The organism is Lacrimispora sp. BS-2, from assembly GCF_040207125.1.
Classification (GTDB): domain Bacteria; phylum Bacillota; class Clostridia; order Lachnospirales; family Lachnospiraceae; genus Lacrimispora.
On the sequence record NZ_CP157940.1, the window covers coordinates 4,273,308 to 4,293,384 of the forward strand.

General features: G+C 46.6%; 14 protein-coding genes. 11 read left to right on the plus strand and 3 right to left on the minus strand.

Going from position 1 to position 20,077, the window contains the following annotated elements; genetic code table 11:
• Positions 1-98: 98 nt before the first annotated feature.
• A complete protein-coding gene (gene glyA, locus ABFV83_RS20055; RefSeq protein WP_349946407.1) occupies positions 99-1,346 on the plus strand; it encodes a serine hydroxymethyltransferase in 1,248 nt (415 codons plus the stop codon).
• Between the two features lie 309 nt (positions 1,347-1,655).
• Here the strand turns inward: glyA and ABFV83_RS20060 are convergent, their stop codons facing one another.
• Entirely contained in the window at positions 1,656-1,826 is a 171-nt protein-coding gene (locus ABFV83_RS20060) for a DUF1540 domain-containing protein (RefSeq protein WP_349946409.1), read from the minus strand.
• Between the two features lie 286 nt (positions 1,827-2,112).
• On the opposite strand from ABFV83_RS20060, the gene ABFV83_RS20065 reads away from it, so the two are divergent.
• From ABFV83_RS20065 to ABFV83_RS20095, 7 genes are all read left to right on the plus strand, one after another.
• A complete protein-coding gene (locus tag ABFV83_RS20065; protein ID WP_349946411.1) occupies positions 2,113-3,015 on the plus strand; it encodes a sugar nucleotide-binding protein in 903 nt (300 codons plus the stop codon).
• Positions 3,016-3,207: 192 nt separating this feature from the next.
• Entirely contained in the window at positions 3,208-3,984 is a 777-nt protein-coding gene (locus ABFV83_RS20070; RefSeq protein WP_349946413.1) for an FAD binding domain-containing protein, read from the plus strand.
• A complete protein-coding gene (locus ABFV83_RS20075) occupies positions 3,985-4,449 on the plus strand; it encodes a 2Fe-2S iron-sulfur cluster-binding protein (RefSeq protein ID WP_349946415.1) in 465 nt (154 codons plus the stop codon).
• 1 nt (position 4,450) lies between these two features.
• Positions 4,451-6,724: a molybdopterin cofactor-binding domain-containing protein gene (locus tag ABFV83_RS20080; RefSeq protein WP_349948957.1), complete on the plus strand. Its 2,274-nt coding sequence runs from the start codon at positions 4,451-4,453 to the stop codon at positions 6,722-6,724.
• A 222-nt stretch (positions 6,725-6,946) separates the two neighbouring features.
• The gene (locus tag ABFV83_RS20085) at positions 6,947-7,651 is read left to right on the plus strand and encodes an ABC transporter ATP-binding protein (RefSeq protein WP_349946417.1); all 705 of its coding nucleotides are present in this window, start codon (positions 6,947-6,949) and stop codon (positions 7,649-7,651) included.
• Positions 7,651-9,996: an ABC transporter permease gene (locus tag ABFV83_RS20090; protein ID WP_349946419.1), complete on the plus strand. Its 2,346-nt coding sequence runs from the start codon at positions 7,651-7,653 to the stop codon at positions 9,994-9,996. Before ABFV83_RS20085 ends, ABFV83_RS20090 begins: the two co-directional genes overlap by 1 nt.
• A gap of 4 nt (positions 9,997-10,000) precedes the next feature.
• Positions 10,001-11,332: an efflux RND transporter periplasmic adaptor subunit gene (locus ABFV83_RS20095; RefSeq protein WP_349946421.1), complete on the plus strand. Its 1,332-nt coding sequence runs from the start codon at positions 10,001-10,003 to the stop codon at positions 11,330-11,332.
• Positions 11,333-11,388: 56 nt separating this feature from the next.
• On the opposite strand, the gene ABFV83_RS20100 is transcribed toward ABFV83_RS20095, so the two are convergent.
• Positions 11,389-12,807, minus strand: coding sequence for a cell wall-binding protein (locus ABFV83_RS20100; protein WP_349946423.1), 1,419 nt, complete (start codon positions 12,805-12,807; stop codon positions 11,389-11,391).
• Positions 12,808-13,171: 364 nt separating this feature from the next.
• On the opposite strand from ABFV83_RS20100, the gene ABFV83_RS20105 reads away from it, so the two are divergent.
• Positions 13,172-13,474 carry a hypothetical protein gene (locus ABFV83_RS20105; protein ID WP_349946425.1) on the plus strand — a complete coding sequence of 101 codons (303 nt, stop codon included), beginning with the start codon at positions 13,172-13,174 and terminating at the stop codon, positions 13,472-13,474.
• A 192-nt stretch (positions 13,475-13,666) separates the two neighbouring features.
• On the opposite strand, the gene ABFV83_RS20110 is transcribed toward ABFV83_RS20105, so the two are convergent.
• Entirely contained in the window at positions 13,667-17,929 is a 4,263-nt protein-coding gene (locus tag ABFV83_RS20110) for an acyl-CoA dehydratase activase-related protein (RefSeq protein ID WP_349946426.1), read from the minus strand.
• A gap of 254 nt (positions 17,930-18,183) precedes the next feature.
• Between ABFV83_RS20110 and ABFV83_RS20115 the strand changes: the two genes are divergently transcribed.
• Positions 18,184-19,125, plus strand: a complete 942-nt coding sequence (locus ABFV83_RS20115) for a magnesium transporter CorA family protein (RefSeq protein WP_349946428.1) — start codon at positions 18,184-18,186, stop codon at positions 19,123-19,125.
• 92 nt (positions 19,126-19,217) lie between these two features.
• Complete coding sequence (locus tag ABFV83_RS20120) at positions 19,218-20,063, plus strand: hypothetical protein (protein WP_349946430.1); 846 nt, start codon at positions 19,218-19,220, stop codon at positions 20,061-20,063.
• Positions 20,064-20,077 lie beyond the last annotated feature (14 nt).

Genomic DNA, 20,077 nt, shown 5'->3' on the forward strand with positions numbered 1-20,077 from the left:
AGAAGATGAGAAATCCTTGACATTGTGAGGAAGAATGTCTTATAATCTACCACAACGGAAATGTGGTAAAAATAAAAAGGAAAAGCGAGGGAGTGGACATGGTAAATGAAGTAATGAAATTTATCACCGGCTACGATAAAGAAGTAGGAGAAGCCATTGAAAAGGAATGTGCAAGACAGAGAAGAAATCTGGAACTGATTGCATCGGAAAACATTGTTTCAGAACCGGTCATGATGGCAATGGGAACCGTACTTACCAACAAGTATGCAGAAGGCTATCCGGGAAAGCGTTATTATGGCGGCTGTGAGGATGTGGACATCGTTGAAACCATTGCCATAGAGCGTGCGAAAAAGATATTTGGCTGTGATTATGCCAACGTTCAGCCTCATTCCGGGGCTCAGGCCAACATGGCGGTCTTTCTTGCCATGCTTCAGCCAGGGGATACGGTTATGGGCATGAATTTAAACCATGGCGGTCACTTAACCCATGGAAGCCCCGTTAACTTTTCCGGTTTGTATTTTAATATTGTCCCTTACGGCGTAAATGATGAGGGCTTTCTTGATTATGATGAGATGGAAAGGCTTGCAATTTTGCACAAGCCCAAATTAATTGTGGCAGGTGCCAGTGCCTACGGAAGGACCATTGACTTTAAGAGATTCCGTGAGGCTGCGGACAAGGCAGGAGCCTATCTTATGGTGGATATGGCCCATATTGCCGGACTTGTTGCGGCCGGAATGCATCCCAGTCCTATCCCATACGCGGATGTAGTGACAACCACCACTCATAAGACTCTCCGCGGACCGAGAGGCGGAATGATTTTAGCAAATCAGGAAGCTGCGGATAAATTTAACTTTAATAAGGCTATTTTCCCCGGAACCCAGGGCGGTCCTTTGGAGCATGTGATCGCGGGCAAGGCTGTCTGCTTTGGTGAAGCCTTAAAGCCTGAGTTTAAGACTTATCAGGAGCAGGTGGTGAAAAATGCAAAGGCCCTGGCTGCTGCCCTGATCAAGCAGGGATTCAACATCCTGACAGGCGGTACGGATAACCATCTGATGATGATTGATTTAAGAGGAATGGAGGTAACCGGAAAAGAACTGCAGAACCGCTGTGATGAGGTTTATCTTACCCTGAACAAAAATTCAGTGCCAAATGACCCAAGAAGCCCGTTTGTAACTTCTGGTGTCCGTGTGGGAACACCTGCTGTTACCTCAAGAGGTTTAAAGGAAGAGGATATGGAAAAGATCGCGGAGTGTATCTGGCTGGCAGCTACGGATTTTGAAAGTAAAGCTGATTACATCAGAGGTGAAGTGACAAAGATTTGTGAAAAATATCCGCTGTATGAATAAAGGAATATAAAAAAGAGGCTGCCATGAGAGGCGTTATAACTGATATTGTGCATGAAATGGGTTATTTATGCGCTGTATCTGATATAATTTCTTTCATGGCAGCTTTTTCTTTTTTTAACAATTCAATGCAAGTATTTTTTCATCAGCAGGTACATATGCTCCTGCCCTGGGTATTTTGGACACGGTCTTGTTATGAAATTAAACAATACGATAATCTGGAAGAACATCTTGTAAAGTAAATAGATCGCATGAAAAACTGCGCGACATAAAAGCCGCGCAGTTTTTTCAGGAGGAAATTAAATTAGGCTGTTATACCTGGTTCTTGAAAGATTCGCAGTCAGTACACTCTTTCCTGGTAGGATTCTGTTCATGAGTTCCTACTTTAATTTTCTCCAGAGTGCAATAATCTTCGCTTTTTGCATGGTAAGTGCAGTTATCGATGGAGCATTGGATACATTCGTTTTTTCCGTTTACTAGCATGGGTAAACCCTCCTTAATTGATTATTACATCTTTATTGTGGACGAAATCAGTTGAATTATTATGGCAATTTTTTCTTAAAAAAAGTATGTTATATTTTTGTGATATTCTGATTTTTATCAAAACAGCACAAAGTTCTGCTGTATCCAGCTATGGAGGTCTAGTATATGGATAATTCAAACCAATATAATCTTATTAACAACCAGACGGCAGACCTCCGTTAAAAGTGACGGTTCCTTTTGATCTTCAACATGTTGTGGTATACTGTTAAAAAAGAGAGGGAAAAGAATGAAGAAAAAAATAATGGTCACAGGCTCAGAGGGCTTCCTTGGAGGAAGAATTGCCGCATATTATGAACGGGATTATGATGTGATCCGTGTGGGGCACAGGAACCTGGATATTACGGATGAAAAGGCGGTGGCAGAATATATAAAGGATAAAAGCCCTGATGCGGTGATCCATTGCGCCGCCATATCAGACACCAGGGTATGTGAGAACAGCCGGTTGCTTTCTGAGGCGGTGAACCGGAGAGGACCTGTAAACATGGCCAAAGCATGCAGGGAAACCGGCAGCAGGCTGCTTTTTATGAGTTCAGATCAGATTTATGGGGGTAGCAGGCAGAAAGGACCAAATAAAGAAACTGATGAAGTCCCTCTCATCAATGTTTATGGAACTCACAAAAAGCAGGCGGAGGCTGAGATCCTGGAGATTTTACCTGAGGGAATCTGTCTTCGCCTTTCATGGATGTATGATTTTCCGGTCAGGGGCCTTAAAAGCAACTCCAACCTTCTGGTCAACCTGCTAAGATCCATGGTGCAGAACCGCCCCATCAGGCTTTCGGTTTCCGATTACCGCGGTATTACCTGGGTACAGGAGGTTGTAAAAAACATAGAGCCTGCCATGGGTCTGCCTGGGGGAATCTATAATTTTGGAAGTGAAAGCACCCTTTCCGCCTACGAAATAGGAAGCAGGGTCTTTCAGATCCTTGATAAAAACGGAAACAGAGGAAATTTTGTGATTCCAGGTGAAACAGGTGCCAGGGATAATCCCAGAAATCTGACTATGGATATGGGAAAGCTTAAAGCCCATGGGATCGGCTTTTCTGAAACAGTGGAAGGATTTTTAAAATGCCTTGATGCCAGCCCTGAATATGTTCATGCATTAATAGGAGAATCTGCTGTCGAATTTTGATGAATTTAATAAAAAACCCATAAAGCCATTGTCAAAACCGGAAGGAGTATGATATACTCTTTTCGGTTTTTCTAATATATAATACATTATTTATAATATATACTAATGAATAAAATGACATTTTACTGATAGATAAGGGAAAAACGGCTAGCAGACAACGATGAACGCTTGGGAGTCAGGAGGACAGTTCCAATGATTCGATTTAAAAATTATGTAAAAGCAGAAAACCTGGAGGAAGCCTTTGTGCTGAATCAGAAGAAGAGCAGTGTTATAGGCGGAGGCATGATGTGGCTGAAGGTACAGAACCGGGTGAAGATGACGCTGGTGGACTTATCCGGCCTGGGACTTGACGGGATTGAGGAAAGGGAAGACGAGTTTTCCATAGGTGCCATGTGCAACCTCCGCCAGCTGGAAACCCATGAAGGTCTGAATGCCTGCTTTAACGGCGTTTTTAAAGAGTGCACCCGTTCGATTGTAGGTGTCCAGTTCCGCAACGGAGCGACCATAGGAGGAAGCGTGTTTGGCCGGTTTGGATTTTCTGATATCATCACCTGCCTTCTGGCCCTTGACACCTATGTGGAGCTGTACAAGGGAGGTCTGGTTCCTTTAGACGAATTCTGCCGGATGAAGAGTGACAGGGATATCCTGGTCCGCATTCATATAAAAAAGGATGGAAGGAAAGCGGCCTATACCTCCCAGCGCATGTCGAAAACGGATTTTCCTGTGATTGCCTGCTGTGCGGCAAGAAAGGCTGGAAAGCTTTATGTTTCCGTAGGGGCGAGACCGGCAAAGGCAGAGCTGGCCGTGCTTTTAGAAGACCAGGGTTGTCTTAGGGAAGAGCTTGCCAAAAAGGCATCAGAAGGCTTTACCTATGGTACCAACATGAGGGGAAGCGGAGATTACCGGAAGCATTTGGCTGAAATATATATAAAAAGGCTTTTAGAAGCGCTGGATCAGGAGGAGCGGTAAATGGAGATCGAATTTACACTGAACGGAAAATTGGTGTATGAGGAAATTGCAGATGACACTACCTTATTCCAACTGCTTAGAAGGAAGGCATGCTACAGCGTAAAATGCGGCTGTGAAACGGAAAACTGCGGGCTTTGTACGGTGCTGGTCAATGGAAAATCAAGGCTTTCCTGCTCATTATTAGCTGCCAGGGCAAACGGCTGTGAGGTGGTGACCTTAGAAGGCGTGGAAAAGGAGGCCAAATTGTTTGGAATGTATCTGGCGGAAGAAGGAGTGGAACAGTGTGGATTCTGCAGTCCGGGACTCATTATGAATGTACTGGCAATGGAAAGGGAAGAAGTTCTTGATGATGAAGGGATAAAAGAGTATCTGGCCGGGAATTTGTGCCGGTGCAGCGGCTATATGGGACAGCTTCGGGCTATAAAGAAATATTTAAGCAGAGGAGAAGATAGGGATGAATTATAAAATGCGTACGGTAAATACTTCTGTGAAAAAGAAGGATGCCATGGCCCTGGTAACCGGAAAGCCTGTGTATACCGATGACCTGGCTCCCGGAGACTGTCTCATTGTAAAGGTCCTAAGAAGCCCTCATGCCCATGCGCTGATTAAGAAGATCCATAAGGAAAAGGCGGAAAAGGTGGCTGGAATCGCCTGTATCCTTACCTACAAAGATGTTCCTCAGAAACGGTTTACCATGGCAGGACAGTCCTATCCGGAGCCAAGCCCCTATGACAGGCTGATACTGGACCAGAGGATGCGCTTTGTGGGAGATGCGGCGGCCATTGTAGCCGGTGAGACGGAAGAGGCGGTGGATCATGCCCTGCGCCTTTTAAAGGTAGAATATGAGGTTTTGGAGCCGGTGCTGGATTTTAAGCAGGCAAAGGATCATCAGGTATTAGTCCATCCGGAGGAGGACTGGCTCACGCTCTGTCCGGTGGGCGGGGATAATAAGAGGAATTTATGCGCTTCCGGAAGGGAAGAGCATGGCAACGTTGATGAGGTTTTAAAGCAGTGTGATTATGTAGTGGAACAGGTTTACCATACAAAGGCAAACCAGCAGGCAATGATGGAAACCTTCCGGGCTTATTCCTATCTGGATGCTTATGGGCGTTTGAATATGGTTGCATCCACACAGATCACCTTTCACGTTAGGAGGATCCTGGCTCATGCCCTGGATATTCCAAAGTCCCGGATCCGCATTATCAAGCCGCGGATCGGCGGCGGCTTCGGTGCAAAGCAGACCGTGGTAGCTGAGGTGTATCCGGCAATCGTGACGATGAAGACCGGCAGGCCGGCCAAGATGATCTACAGCCGGTATGAGTCCCAGATCGCCTCTTCTCCCCGCCATGAGATGGAAGTCCATGTGCGGGTGGGTGCCAATAAGGAAGGAATCCTTCAGGCAATCGATTTGTATACGCTGTCAAATACAGGGGCTTACGGGGAACACGGACCTACTACGGTAGGCTTGTCCGGACATAAGACCATCCCCCTTTACCGGACGGCCAAAGCCTTCCGCTTCGGATATGATGTGGTTTATACAAACCGCATGTCCGCAGGAGCTTATCGTGGATACGGAGCCACCCAGGGTATATTTGCGGTGGAATCTGCGGTCAATGAGCTGGCGGAAAAGATGGGAATGGATTCCGTAAAGTTAAGGGAATTAAACATGGTAAAGGAAGGCGATATCATGCCCGCTTACTATGGGGAAACTTTAAACAGCTGTGCCTTAGACCGGTGCATGGCCCGGGCCAAGGAGATGATCCGCTGGGATGAGAAGTATCCCAGGGTTGACATGGGAAATGGAAAGGTGCGGGGCGTAGGCGTAGCCATGTCCATGCAGGGGTCAAGCATTTCCGGCCTGGATGTGGCTTCCGTGGAGCTGCGCCTTAATGATGATGGCTTTTACACTCTTATGATCGGAGCTTCAGACATGGGAACTGGCTGCGACACCACCCTTGCCCAGGTAGCGGCTGATTGTCTGGAATGCGATGTGGATGAGATCGTGGTCCACGGAACGGATACGGATGTTTCCCCTTATGATTCCGGTTCTTATGCTTCCAGCACCATGTATCTGACCGGAATGGCTGTAGTAAAGGCCTGCGGGGAAATGCGGGAAAAAATAATAAGAAAAGGTGCCCGGTATCTTGACTGCCCGGAGGATTCCCTGGAATTTGACGGGAACAGGGTCTACCAGCCGTCGGGAGAGCTGGAAATATCCTTAAAGGATATAGGAAACAGGGTCATGTGCTTTAATGAAGACATGCTCACTGCCGGAGCCAGCCATACGTCTCCTGTATCGCCGCCTCCCTTTATGGTGGGAATGGCTGAGGTTGAGGTGGATAAGGAGACCGGTGAAGTAGAGCTTCTGGACTATGTGGCGGTTGTGGACTGCGGAACAGCCATTAATCCAAATCTGGCAAGGATTCAGACCGAGGGTGGAATCGCCCAGGGCATTGGCATGGCCATGTACGAAGATATCACTTATTCCGCCAAGGGACAGATGCTTCAGAATTCCTTCATGCAGTACAAGCTTCCGACCAGGCAGGATGTGGGCCATATCCGGGTGGAATTTGAAAGCAGCTATGAGCCTACAGGGCCTTTTGGAGCCAAGTCCATTGGTGAGATCGTGATCAATACTCCTTCTCCTGCCATTGCGGATGCAGTAGCCAATGCGGTAGGAGTGAGAGTAAGGGAATTGCCTGTTACGGCTGAAAAGGTGTATTGGGGAATGAATCGGTAATATTTCATGATCAGGACCAGGTATTTGAACTTAGTGTGATAGAAGAGGGATAATAGAAAGAGTGCCGGACATTTGGGTTCCGGTGCTTTTTTTTGTCTCTTTTTTCGTTTGATTATATAAATGATGACTGTTGATAAAAACAATCATCTGGCTCTATGAACAGGTGATTGCATTGATAATAACATGGGTGTATGATGGGAAAAGAGAAAGAAAGGAGGATTTATGGAGGCTTTAATCAGAGCAGAAAAAGTGTGCAAGGATTATGAAGCGGGTGAGGTCAGTGTCCAGGCCTTAAAGCATGTATCTTTTGAGATTCTCCGTGGAGAATTTATTGTGATTTTAGGGCCAAGCGGATCTGGAAAAAGCACCCTTTTAAATATATTGGGCGGGATTGAAACCGTTACCAGCGGGACTGTCTATTACGATGGTACGCCTCTTTCCTGGGGAGATTTAAAGAGCCTTACGGCTTATCGCCGGGCCCATGCCGGGTTTATCTTTCAGTTTTATAATTTGATGCCAGGACTGACTGCACTGGAAAATGTTCAGCTGGCGGCAGAACTTTCCACGGATCCTTTGGACCCGGAAACGCTGCTTGAGCAGGTGGGGCTTTTGGACAGGGCAGGCCATTTCCCAAGCAGGCTGTCGGGAGGCCAGCAGCAGAGGGTGGCCATTGCCAGAGCCTTGTGTAAGAATCCTGATATCCTTCTTTGCGACGAACCTACGGGGGCCTTAGACAGCGGCACAGGAAGCCAGATATTAAAGCTGTTGTCGGATTTTAACAGGCAGTATGAAAAGACCGTACTTTTAATCACCCATAATGAAAACATTGCAGAAATTGCAGACCGGGTTTTTTATTTTAAGGATGGGTGTCTGGAAAAGATTCGTGTCAATGAAAGACCCTTAAAGCCGGAGGAGGTGGTCTGGTAGTGAAAAGCTTCCGCAAGAACGTGGTCCGGTGCGCCAGGCAAAATCCAGGGTCTTTTCTGGGGGCGGTTTTCATCATTGCCATCGGCATATTTGTCTATGTGGCTATGATGGACACATTGAGAAACTTAGGGGACCAGGTGCAGCATTATTATGAGAGCAGTGCCATGGCAGATGTATTTGCCCAGGTTTCAGGAATCTCTGAGGTGGATTTAGAACGGTTAAAGGAGATTCCGGGGATTGAAGAGGTTTCCGGAAAAATGGCCGTTGATGTCAGACTGTTTGCCCCTTCCCAGACGGAGATCGTAACGGTGCATCTGATGTCTTACGATTCCTCAGATTCCTTAAACAGACTAATGTTAAAAGGGACGGGGACGGGAAAGGACAGCATTTATCTGGGAAACCGGATGGCCGGATTATATGGATACGAAAACGGAACACCGCTCACTCTCATGATTGATGGGAAAAGCGTGAGATGTGAGCTTGCCGGAACCTGTTACGGGCCGGATTACATATATGCCATTCCTCCCGGAGGAGCCATGATCCCTGATGGAGAGATATACGACATTGCCTGTATAGAAAAAAACAGGATGGAGGAACTGACAGGGAAAAAGGATTCCATGAATGAGCTGGGTTTCCGGTTGGCAAATGGATATACCTACGAAGACGTGCGCTATCAGCTGATGGACCGCCTTTCCGGGTATGGCCTGATTTCTATCTCTTCTAAGGAAGACCAGGTCAGCTATAATATGGTAAAGGGAGAGATAAATGAGCTGTACTCCATGGGAACGGTACTCCCTGTTCTGTTTATGTCGATTTCCGTGTTCATGCTTTATGTGGTATTAAAAAAGATGATAGACAGGGATCAGAGCCTTATAGGCACTATGAAATCCTTTGGAATGAAAGACGGGGAACTGATTTTGGCATACCTTTATCAGGGCGCTGAGGTGGGGGTTTTAGGTGCTTTGGCAGGAAGTATTCTGGCGGTTCCTTTTGGCAAGTATATGTTTCTTATATATGTGGACTTTTTTAATCTGCCGGACACGGTCTATCACAGCTACATGAATACAAGGATAAGCGGCATGGGCATCGCGGTGGGGACCGGGCTTTTAGCGGTTTATTTAGGGGTCAGGGGAATCTTAAAGATCACTCCGGCCCAGGCCATGAGAGCAAAGGCTCCTGCTGCCGCAGGGAATTTAAGGCTGCCCGCTTTTCTGGCCTCCAGGTTTGGTGCCATGGAAAAAATGGGGCTCCGCTCCGTGGTGAGGAACCCTTTTCGAGGGTTTTTGATTATCCTGGCTATTGCATTTCCTTTTTCCATGTCTTCCGTGCTTTTTTCTTTTAATGGAGTAGCAGATCAGATGTTTCTGGATCAGTTCAGCAAGGTGCAGACTTATGATATACAAATTTCCCTGGACCGCTATGTATCTCCCTCCCGGGGGGAATCGGCAGGGGAAGGAATCAGGGGAGTGGGGAAGAGCGAAGCAGTCATCCAGAAGGCAGTGGAATTAAAGCATGAAAATCTGTCGGAATTTGCCATGATTTACGGACTGAACCGGGGATCTGACATGTGGAGGATCATGGATCTCTACGGCCGGTTTTATGAACCGCCGGAGGATGGGATTATTATAAACAGCCGGATTGCAGATAAGCTCCATCTGGAGGAAGGGGATGTTATGGAAGTATCCGTCCCCGGCCTGACTGCGGAAGCAGTAAAGGTTCCGGTAAAAGCTGTCATAAAGGAGAGTCTGGGAGGCGGCTGCTATATGTCGGCAAAGGGATTTTACCGCTTTTTTGATTCTGTCCCAATGGCTGGAACCATTCTTTTAAAGGTGGAAAAAGGAAGGCTTAATGAAGTCCGGGAAGAACTTTTAAAAACCAGCCGGGTGACCTGGATGGTGGATACCGGCCGAATCACCCAGGGCTACCGGGACATGATGGGCAGCATGATGGCAATGGTCCAGATGTTTTCCTTTATGGCTGTGGCGGCAGGAGGGATTCTCATTTATAATATTTCCATGATCAATATCAGGGAACGGATCTCAGAGCTTGGAACGTTTATCATCATGGGAGGAACGGATAAGGAAACCGGAAGGATTCTCCTGTTTGAACAGGTGGTCTACTTCATTCTGGGAATTGTCTTAGGAGTGCTTGGGAGCATTGGGATAAAGTACCTTTTGGAACATCTGGTCATATCCGATTCCTATACCATTGATCTGGCTATACGGCCATCCTGCTATGGGATAGCGTTTCTTACCTGTCTTGCAATGGCAGGGGCTTCTTTGCTGGCCCAGACTCGGTTTATAAGAAAGATAAGACTCACGGATATTTTAAAGGAAAGGGAGTAAGCTTATGAAGATCCGAATGGAAGGCAGGAAAAAGAAATTGTGCTTTCTGGCTGCAGGAATCGCCCTTGTACTGATCATAGGGTGGACTGCAGTTAAAAGTTTTAAGGGGACCCCGGTGCAGACCGTGGCGGCTTCCTATGAAAACGTAGAAGACCGTTATACGGAGGAAGGAATCATTACGGCAGGAGGGGAATACCGCCTGGTTTCAGAGGTATCAGGGCCGGTAAAGGAGGTCATGGTCAGGGAAAATGATGGGGTGAAGGCAGGAGATATCCTGTTTACCATTGATGACAAGGACCTGTTGCATGAAAGATCCCTTTGTGAGAGCGCACTGGCAGGGTATAAGGCCAAGCTGGAACAGAGCCGGATCGGGCAGGTGATGACATCATCCCCTCAGGAGTATCTGGATTCCATAAGAGCGGAAGTGTCGGCAAAGGAGGCGGATTATCAGGCGGCAAAAACTCTTTTTGACGCTTCCCAGTCCCTTTATTCGGCCGGAAGCATTTCTAAAATCGAATGGGAGAAAGACAGGGCTTCTTATGAATACGCCTCTCTGGCGTGGGAACAGGCCAAGAGCCGGTATGAGGAGAGCCGGAGGTTTTTAGAGAGCTTAAAGGCGGGAGGCATTGATGAAACTACCATTAACGGAAGGTTTTATGAAAGCGTGGAGGAACAGTTAAAGGCCCAGATCAAATCCCAGGAAACTACCATGGAGCAGCTGGAAGACAGATTGAAAAAATGTGTGGTGGCTGCGGACCGGGCAGGGATCGTTACCTCCCTTCCGGTGAAGGATATGTCCTACATACAGGCAGGGGAAACTGCCGCGACCATAAGCGGGAGAGGAAAGGTCCAGGCAGAGTCTGACGTGCTTACCAGCATTGCGCCCTATCTCACTACAGGAGATAAGGTGACGGTGATCCTGCAGCTTAGGAATCAGGACCAAATGTACGGCGGGATCATAAGCCAGGTCTATGACTATGCGGCCAAAGGGACCTCTGCCCTGGGAATGGATGAATACAGGGTGCATGTGAAGATCGATATGGATGAGAATCCGGACCTGGAGGGAAAAGAAGGGTATGGGGCCAATATCCGCTTTACCCTGTATCAGGGGGAGAATAAGCTGGTGATCCCTTCAAGCGCTGTTTTTGAACTGGATGACCAGAAATATGTTTTTGTGATTAAAAACGGAAAGGCAGAAAAGCAGCCCGTTAAGATCGAATACAGGACCGCATCCCAGGCGGTCATAAAGGAAGGGCTGACAGAGGGAGAGAAGGTCATTGACCATGTGGACTCGGAAGAGATCTATGAAGGGGCAAAGGTGTATGCAGCTTCATAAAGAAATAAAAGGGCGGCAGCATGGAAATTCCAATGCTGCCGCTTCATCATATGTTATTATTTTATCTTATCGTAGCTGGATTCTTTGATGGTTCCGTCACTGTTGGTCTTGTAGTATTTACCGTCGCCATCCTGAACGTTTGTCTTGCTCTTTGCAAGCTTTCCGCTTGTACCAACTAAGTACTCTTTATCATTGTATGCTACTACTTTATACTTTTCATCTTTGTCAGCCTTGATCAGTCTGCCCTGAATGTAGATGCTGTCATCGGTGATAGTATTGTAGCCGGCTCCCTTGTTGCTTCCAGCCTTGCGGAAGTTGTAGGTGTATTTCTCGCCGTCAATATCAATGGTTGTCTTGCCGGTTGCCATAGCGCCTTCCTTTGGAGATGTGCCGAAGTAGTAAACCTCTGCTGCATCATCTACTGCAGGGAAATCGCTTTCGGTTTCGATCTCATCGTAGGTTGCGATTGTCTTGCCTGATTCAAAGGTCAGCTTATAAAGACCCTGAAGCATTTCGCCCTTTTCGTTGAAGGCATAGCTTAAACCGTTAATGGACTTAATCTGGCTTGTTGTCAGCTGTCCGTTGGTGGAAGAATAGAACCAGTATTCTGTACCGTCATCATAAGCTTCTGCATCAACCTCTTCACTTGGAACAGTCTTGAACCAGCCTTTTGCAAGCCAGCACTGTTCTGGGAGATTGTAATACTGGTTGCCAGAGCTTGTTGTTGAAGCGGAGGCTAAATCATACCATTCGGATTCAGCAGCTCCATTTTCATTGAAGCGATATTTTAAGCCGTTGATGGTTTTGGTGGTATCCTTTACTTTTTTGCCATTGGTACCGAAATAGAACCAGTAAGCTCCGTTAAAGTTGTCTTGTTCATTTTCTGAATCTTCAACTTCAATGGATTTCCATCCGTTAGCCTGAGCGCCGTCAGAGGAATCTCCTAAGTAATAGATTCCGTCCTTCCATGCGTCGTCACCGGTCTGGCGTGTGGATTCTTCATTGACCCAGCCAAACAGCATTCTTCCTTCTGAATCAAAGGAATAGTTATGGAATTCTCCATTGGCAACCTTTATGGATTTAAAGGAAGTTTTGCCGGAGGTAGGAGCCTTGAAGGCCTTTCCATTGCTGCCAAAGTAGTACCAGTAGGTATCAGGCGCATCTTCTTCATCCTGGTCGGCAGTAACTTCACGCCATTCATTTGCAACCATGGCTCCTGATGAATTTACATAATAGTAATTGCCGTCGGATTCGATTAAGCTGCTTGTAGCCAGCTCGCCATCTTCGTTCAGATAGAACCAGTTGTCACCGGATTTGCGCCAAGATTCGGTTGTTACGTCTCCATTGGAATCGTAGTATACCCAGGTGTCATTTTCCTGTGTCCAACCCTGTGCTGCAAAGGAGGTCATGGATGCACCTATGGTAAAGATCGCTGCGGCGCAGGGAATCAGCCATTTAAGTTTCTGTTTTCTCATGTTTGTTCTCCTTTCATAAGAACCCTTTTTGTTACTTTTTTCAGCAGGTCTTGCTGATGAAATGACTTTAAACCATGGAGTTGGTCTAAGGTCAAGTGATGTAAAAAAGGCGTAAGAATGCGTAAGAAAAGCCGTAGAATTTAAGAAAACCGTAATCTCACCATATTCTGGAAGCTGTTCCTGTGGCTGGAAATAGAGGACTGAAGTCAGAGATAACCTGGACCGCAAAGGGAATAAAAAAAGAGACAGGAATCTCCTATCTCTTATGCAATAATAATACCACAAAAATGACTTTTTTCAAGTCTTGTAATTTATCCCTGTCGGGAGTAGACTTTGTATTTATCAAAGGAATGGAGGAGTTTTTATGGATGATGGGAAGTGGCTGCAGACTGCAAATGACAGCTTTCAGGTCGCCATGGTAAAAGCCGCCAATGATTATACAAAGAAGTTCGGACTTGCTTTAACGGATGAGGAGGCAGCTTTGCTTATCAGGGAGGGAAGGCTTCAGGATATGTTCTACTTTTATAAAAATGAATCATTGGATGAAATTTCAGATGATGGACAGGAAGAAATGGGAGATTATCTAAAGGCCGATCTGCATGATTATTGCTTTGAACTGAAAAATGCAGTGAAAAACCAGTGCCTGGAGTCCATTCTGGCCATATAAATATGAGGAGTGGGGAGACCGCCATCCAAGCCCAGTATCTGTGTTATACTGGTGGAAGGATATCGGAAGATGGCTCATGGGAAATATTAAACACAAAAAGTCCGTAATGTAAATATATGAGTTAAAGAGTGTACATAGCTGATATGAAATGCAAAGATACCGGGAAGACGTTCGTCTCTTCCCGGTATCTTGTTATAGTGTTTCCGATGGTTCTTTTCCTCTGCGCATATTTTTCTGGGCAGTGGAGAGCATCAGCTTGATGCGGTTCAACTGGTTTACCTCGCTTGCACCTGGATCATAGTCCACGGCAATGATATTGGAGCCAGGATAAGCTTTCCGAAGCTCCTTAATAACACCCTTTCCAACGATGTGGTTGGGGAGGCAGCCAAAGGGCTGGGTGCACACGATATTGTTGGTGCCGCTGTGGATCAGCTCCAGCATTTCTCCGGTCAAAAACCAACCTTCGCCGGTCTGGTTTCCAATGGATACAAAATCCTTTGCCATATCCGCCAGATTTCCGATGTGGGCTGGGGCTGTGAAGTGTTTGCTCTTTAACAGCTCCTTCTTTGCAGTCCTGCGGAAATATTCCAGCAGGGAAATCCCCATATTGGATAAGGCTGCGGTGGTTTTCTTGCCGCCTAATTTCTGGGCCTTAAAGTTATTGTTGTAGAAGCAGTATAAAAGGAAGTCCATCAAATCCGGCATAACGGCTTCCGCACCTTCCGATTCCAGAAGCTCTACAATGTGATTATTGGCCAGAGGAGAAAACTTAACAAGGATTTCTCCTACGATTCCTACCTTGGGTTTCTGACCGGGGTTTCTTGGAAGATTGTCAAAATCTCTGATAATTCCCTTTATGTTGCGGGAGAAAGCCATCATGTCCGGGGATTTCTTAGACAGGGACTTAATACACTGTTCTTTCCATTTCTCATGAAGAGAATTGGCTGAGCCGGGCACCTTCTCATAAGGGCGGGTCGCATATAAAACTCTCATAAAGACGTCGCCGTATACCACTGCCTGCATGGCTTTTGTCAGCATGGGCAGGGTGATGGTGAATCCCGGGTTTGTCTCCATGTTGTTTGCATTGACGGAAATGACCGGGATATGTCCCATGCCTGATTTCTCCAGGGCCCGCCTGATGAATCCGATGTAATTGGAAGCCCGGCATCCGCCTCCGGTCTGGCTCATGAATACCGCAGTGCGGTCTAAGTCGTATTTACCGGAAAGAAGTGCATCCATAATCTGGCCCACCACGATAAGGGATGGGTAGCAGGCATCGTTATTTACGTATTTTAATCCGGTATCAATGGCAGAGCGGTTGTCATTTTGAAGAACCTCTACCCGGTAGCCAAAGGAACGGATGGCAGGTTCAATTAAGTCAAAATGAATGGGTGACATCTGAGGACACAGGATGGTATAATCTCTTTTCATTTCTTTGGTAAACATAATCCTGTGATAAGCGCTGGAAACCACCTTTTGCTCATAGTGGCGTTTGTCACGCACCCGCAGTGCCGCGATCAGGGAGCGGATGCGGATCCTGGCGGCTCCCAGGTTATTGACCTCATCGATCTTTAAAACCGTATAGATCTTGCCGGACCCGGTTAAGATGTCATTAACCTGGTCTGTGGTAACTGCATCCAAACCGCAGCCAAAGGAATTAAGCTGGATCAAGTCCAGGCGGCTCTCCCTTTTTACAAGAGCGGCGGCCCGGTAAAGTCTGGTGTGGTACATCCACTGGTCAGTAACCACCAGAGGGCGTTCAATTTCAGCCAGATGGGAAACGGAATCCTCTGTAAGCACTGCAAATCCATAGGAGGTAATAAGCTCCGGAATGCCGTGGTTGATTTCCGGATCCACATGGTATGGGCGGCCTGCAAGCACGATTCCGTGGCGGTCATTGTCCTCCAGCCATTTTAAGGTTTCCTCGCCCTTTTTCTCCATATCGGTTCTGGAAGCCATAAGCTCCTTCCAGCCCTTTTCAGCAGCAGCAGAAACTTCAGATGCCGGGATCTGGAATTCCTTTGCAAATATCTCTGTCAGGCGTCCGGTGAGTATTTCTTCGTTGGTAAAGGCCATGAACGGGTTTAAAAAGCGGATATTTTCCGTTTTAAGACCTTCCACGTTGTTCTTAATGTTTTCTGCGTAGGAGGTGACGATGGGGCAGTTAAAATGGTTTCCTGCCTCAGGGGTCTCATTCCGCTCATAGGGAATGCAGGGATAAAAAATGGTTTTGATTCCCTGCTTGATCAGCCATTCAATGTGGCCGTGGGCGATCTTTGCCGGATAGCATTCCGATTCGCTTGGTATGGATTCAATGCCCAGTTCATAGATCTTTCTGGTGGACTGAGGGGAGAGCACGGTCCGGAATTTCAGTTCTTTAAAGAAAACAGCCCAGAAGGGGTAGTTTTCATACATGTTTAAGACCCTGGGAATGCCAATGGTGCCCCGCTCCGCAAGATCCGGGCTAAGGGGTTCGTAATCAAACATACGGCGGTTTTTATAATCAAAGAGGTTTGGTATTTCTCTCTTTGCTTTTTCCTTGCCAAGGCCCCGTTCACAGCGGTTTCCCGTAATGAACTGGCGGCCTCCGTCAAAACGGTTCACGGTGAGCACACAGTTGTTGGTACAGCCCTTGCAGCGGGCCATGGAGGTTTCGTAATGCAGTCCCAGAATTTTATCCAGGCTCAGCATGGTGGTTGTTTTAGATTCTTCATAGCGTTCCCTTGCAATGAGAGCGGCACCAAAGGCTCCCATAATGCCTGCAATGTCAGGGCGGATGGCTTCACAGCCTGCAATCTTTTCAAAGCTTCTTAAAACGGCATTGTTGTAAAAAGTACCGCCCTGAACCACTACATGCTGGCCCAGATCGGAAGCGTTTGTGATCTTAATTACCTTAAACAGGGCATTTTTAATGACAGAATAAGCAAGCCCTGCAGAAATATCGGATACCTCGGCCCCTTCTTTTTGGGCCTGCTTTACGTTGGAATTCATGAATACCGTGCATCTGGTACCTAAGTCAGTGGGGTTCCTGGCAAATATAGCTTCCTGTGCAAAATTCTCCACCTGATAATTTAAGGAGTTTGCAAAGGTTTCGATAAAGGAGCCGCAGCCCGAGGAGCAGGCTTCGTTTAACTGAACGCTGTCCACAGTGCCGTTTTTAATGCGGATGCATTTCATGTCCTGCCCGCCGATATCCAGGATGCAGTCTACCTCTGGCTCAAAAAAGGCTGCCGCATAGTAGTGGGAGATGGTCTCCACCTCGCCCTCATCAAGCAGGAATGCTGATTTTAACAGGGCTTCTCCGTATCCTGTGGAACAGGACCATACAATCTGGCTGTCCTTTGGCAATTGTTCCTTGATTTCACTCATGGCCCGGATCGCCGTTGCAAGAGGGCTTCCGTTGTTGTTGCTGTAAAATTTATATAACAGGGTGCCGTCTTCACCAACAAGGGCCACCTTTGTAGTGGTGGAGCCTGCATCGATTCCTAAAAAGCATTTTCCATGGTAGGAGGATAAATCACCCTTTTTAACGCAGTGGTTGTTGTGACGTTCTATGAATGCGTCAAAATCAGCCTGATCCGCAAACAGGGGTTCCATGCGTTTTACTTCGAATTCCATCCGGATGCCGGAGGATAAGCGGTTTATCATTTCCTCTAAGGAGATGTCCCCTCCGTGTGTTTCCTCTGCATTCATGGCCGCACCGATAGCGGCAAATAAGTGGGAATGCTCCGGAGAGATGATCTCATCCCCGGATAAATGGAGGGTGCGGACAAACGCCTTCTGAAGCTCAGGAAGGAAGTGCAGTGGACCGCCAAGGAAAGCTACATTGCCTCTGATCGGCTTTCCGCATGCCAGGCCGCTGATGGTCTGATTCACCACTGCCTGAAAAATGGAAGCTGCAAGATCTTCTCTGGTAGCCCCTTCATTGATGAGCGGCTGGATGTCTGTTTTTGCAAATACGCCGCAGCGTGCTGCAATGGGGTAAATCGCCTTATAATTGGCCGCATATTCATTTAATCCGGAGGCATTGGTCTGTAAAAGTGCTGCCATCTGATCGATAAAGGACCCGGTACCGCCGGCACAGATCCCGTTCATGCGCTGGTCAATGCCGCCGGTGAAGTAAATAATTTTTGCATCTTCTCCGCCTAGTTCGATTGCCACGTCGGTCTGCGGGGCATAATCCTTAAGAGAGGTAGCGACTGATACCACCTCCTGGACAAAGGGAACCTTTAAATGCCTGGACAGAGTTAATCCGCCGGAGCCTGTGATGGCAGGGCGCAAATCCATAGGGCCTAACTTATCATAGGCCTTCTTTAAAAGGCCTGCCAGTGTTTCCTGTATGTTTGCATAATGCCGCTCATAATCAGCGAACAAGATATCATGATTTTCATTTAATATAGCTATTTTAACTGTAGTGGAACCGATATCGATTCCTAATGTGCGATATGTAATCATATGTGCGGGGTCTCCCCCTGCCTCCTTTTGTATAAAAGTAAGTTGCTGACTCACCGGACATCAGTTTAACATAAAATAAGAAATAATACAATTGCCATAACATGCTAAAAAAATGTTAAATCTAGTAAAATTTGTTTAAGTTCACGAAAAGGGTTTCCTTTTCATTTGACAAAAATGGCCTGGGAAATTATAATGTATAAGTCAAAGTCTGCCAATGTTTTTATTTAGATTTTTCAGCGAAAGAGAGAAAAGCTATGATTCAGATTTATAAAACAGAAGACGGCCTGATTCAGCAAAAGGATGAGCTTTCTCCTGGTTCCTGGATCGCCCTTACCAATCCTACTGCCACAGAGATTCTGGAAATCGCCAATACCTGTAAAATCGATCCTGATGACTTAAGGGCTCCTCTTGATGAGGAAGAGCGTTCCCGTATCCAGATAGAGGATCATTACACGCTTATCCTGGTAGACGTTCCCACCATAGAGGAACGTGGCGGCAAAGACTGGTATGTTACCATACCAATGGGTATCATAACGACGGAAGATGCCATTATTACGGTCTGTCTGGAAGATACCACAGTTCTCAATGCATTTATGGATGGCAGGGTCAGGGATTTCCACACGTATATGAAAACCCGGTTTATCCTGCAGATCCTGTATAAGAATGCATCTTTGTATCTGCAATATTTAAGGATCATTGACAAAAAGAGCGCAGTGGTCGAAGAGAAGCTTCACAAATCCACGAAGAACCGGGAGCTTATCGAGCTTTTGGAACTGGAAAAGAGCCTTGTGTACTTTACCACCTCCCTGCGCTCCAATGAGATGGTGCTTGAAAAACTGATGAGAAATGAAAAAATCAAAAAGTACCCGGAGGATACGGAGCTTTTGGAGGACGTCATTGTAGAGAACAAGCAGGCCATTGAGATGGCCAATATCTACAGCGGGATTTTAAGCGGAACCATGGATGCCTTTGCTTCCGTTATATCCAACAACTTAAATATTGTAATGAAGTTTCTGGCAACCATTACCATTGTTATGTCCATACCGACCATGGTGGCAAGCTTTTACGGAATGAATGTTAATTCCATGGGCATGCCTTTTGCGGATAATCCTCATGGTTTTATCATCGTTTTAGGCCTGACGCTGGCCCTGACGCTGATTGTAGCGTGGATTTTTTCCAAAAAAGATCTATTTTAATGTCCAATAAACCTGGTAAAAGTAGGAAAAGGCTGAAACACCCTGCGGGTATGTCTTTATGCCTGAAAGGCGTGGGCAGAAAAGAGGAAAGTATGAAGTTTTTTTTAAATTTTGAACGCAGATTCAGAAAGTATGCGATTCCGAATCTGATGTACTATATTATCGGCATGTATGGTGTGGGACTCTTCATGGAGATGCTTGCACCGGGATTTTACTGGCAGTACCTGTCTCTTGACGCCGGGAAGATACTTGGCGGCCAGGTGTGGCGGATTGCCACCTTCATGATTTACCCGCCGGGCGGCGGCATTTTCATGAGTCTGATCAGCATGTATTTATACTACATGCTGGGAGTAAATTTAGAGAGGATTTGGGGAGCATTCCGTTTTAATGTCTATTTCTTCATGGGAGTCATCGGTCATGTGGCGGCAGCGCTGATCGTGTATATTTTCATGGGAAAGACAGTGTATCTTACAACGGAATTTCTCAATTATTCCCTGTTCTTTGCCTTTGCCGCCACATTTCCGGATATGGAATTCCTTTTGTTTTTCGTGATGCCTATAAAAGCCAAGTGGCTGGCCATCTTTAACGGGATTTATTTCATGTATGGCTTTATCACTGGCAATATAGCGACCAGAGTCACGATATTCATGTCCTTATTGAACTTTATCCTCTTTTTCCTTTTGACAAGGAATTTAAGCCGGTTCAATCCGAAAGAGATCAAAAGAAAGCAGAATTTTCATAAGCAGATGAAGATAAAGCCCCAGGGCTGGACACACCACCGGTGCGCCGTATGCGGACGGACCGAAAAGGACGCTCCAAACCTGGAATTCCGTTATTGTTCAAAATGCGAAGGCAGTTATGAGTACTGTTCCGAGCATTTGTATACACATAAACATGTAACACCGTCCAACCCCACAAACGGTGATACGACCAACTAGCTACGGAGGATAAT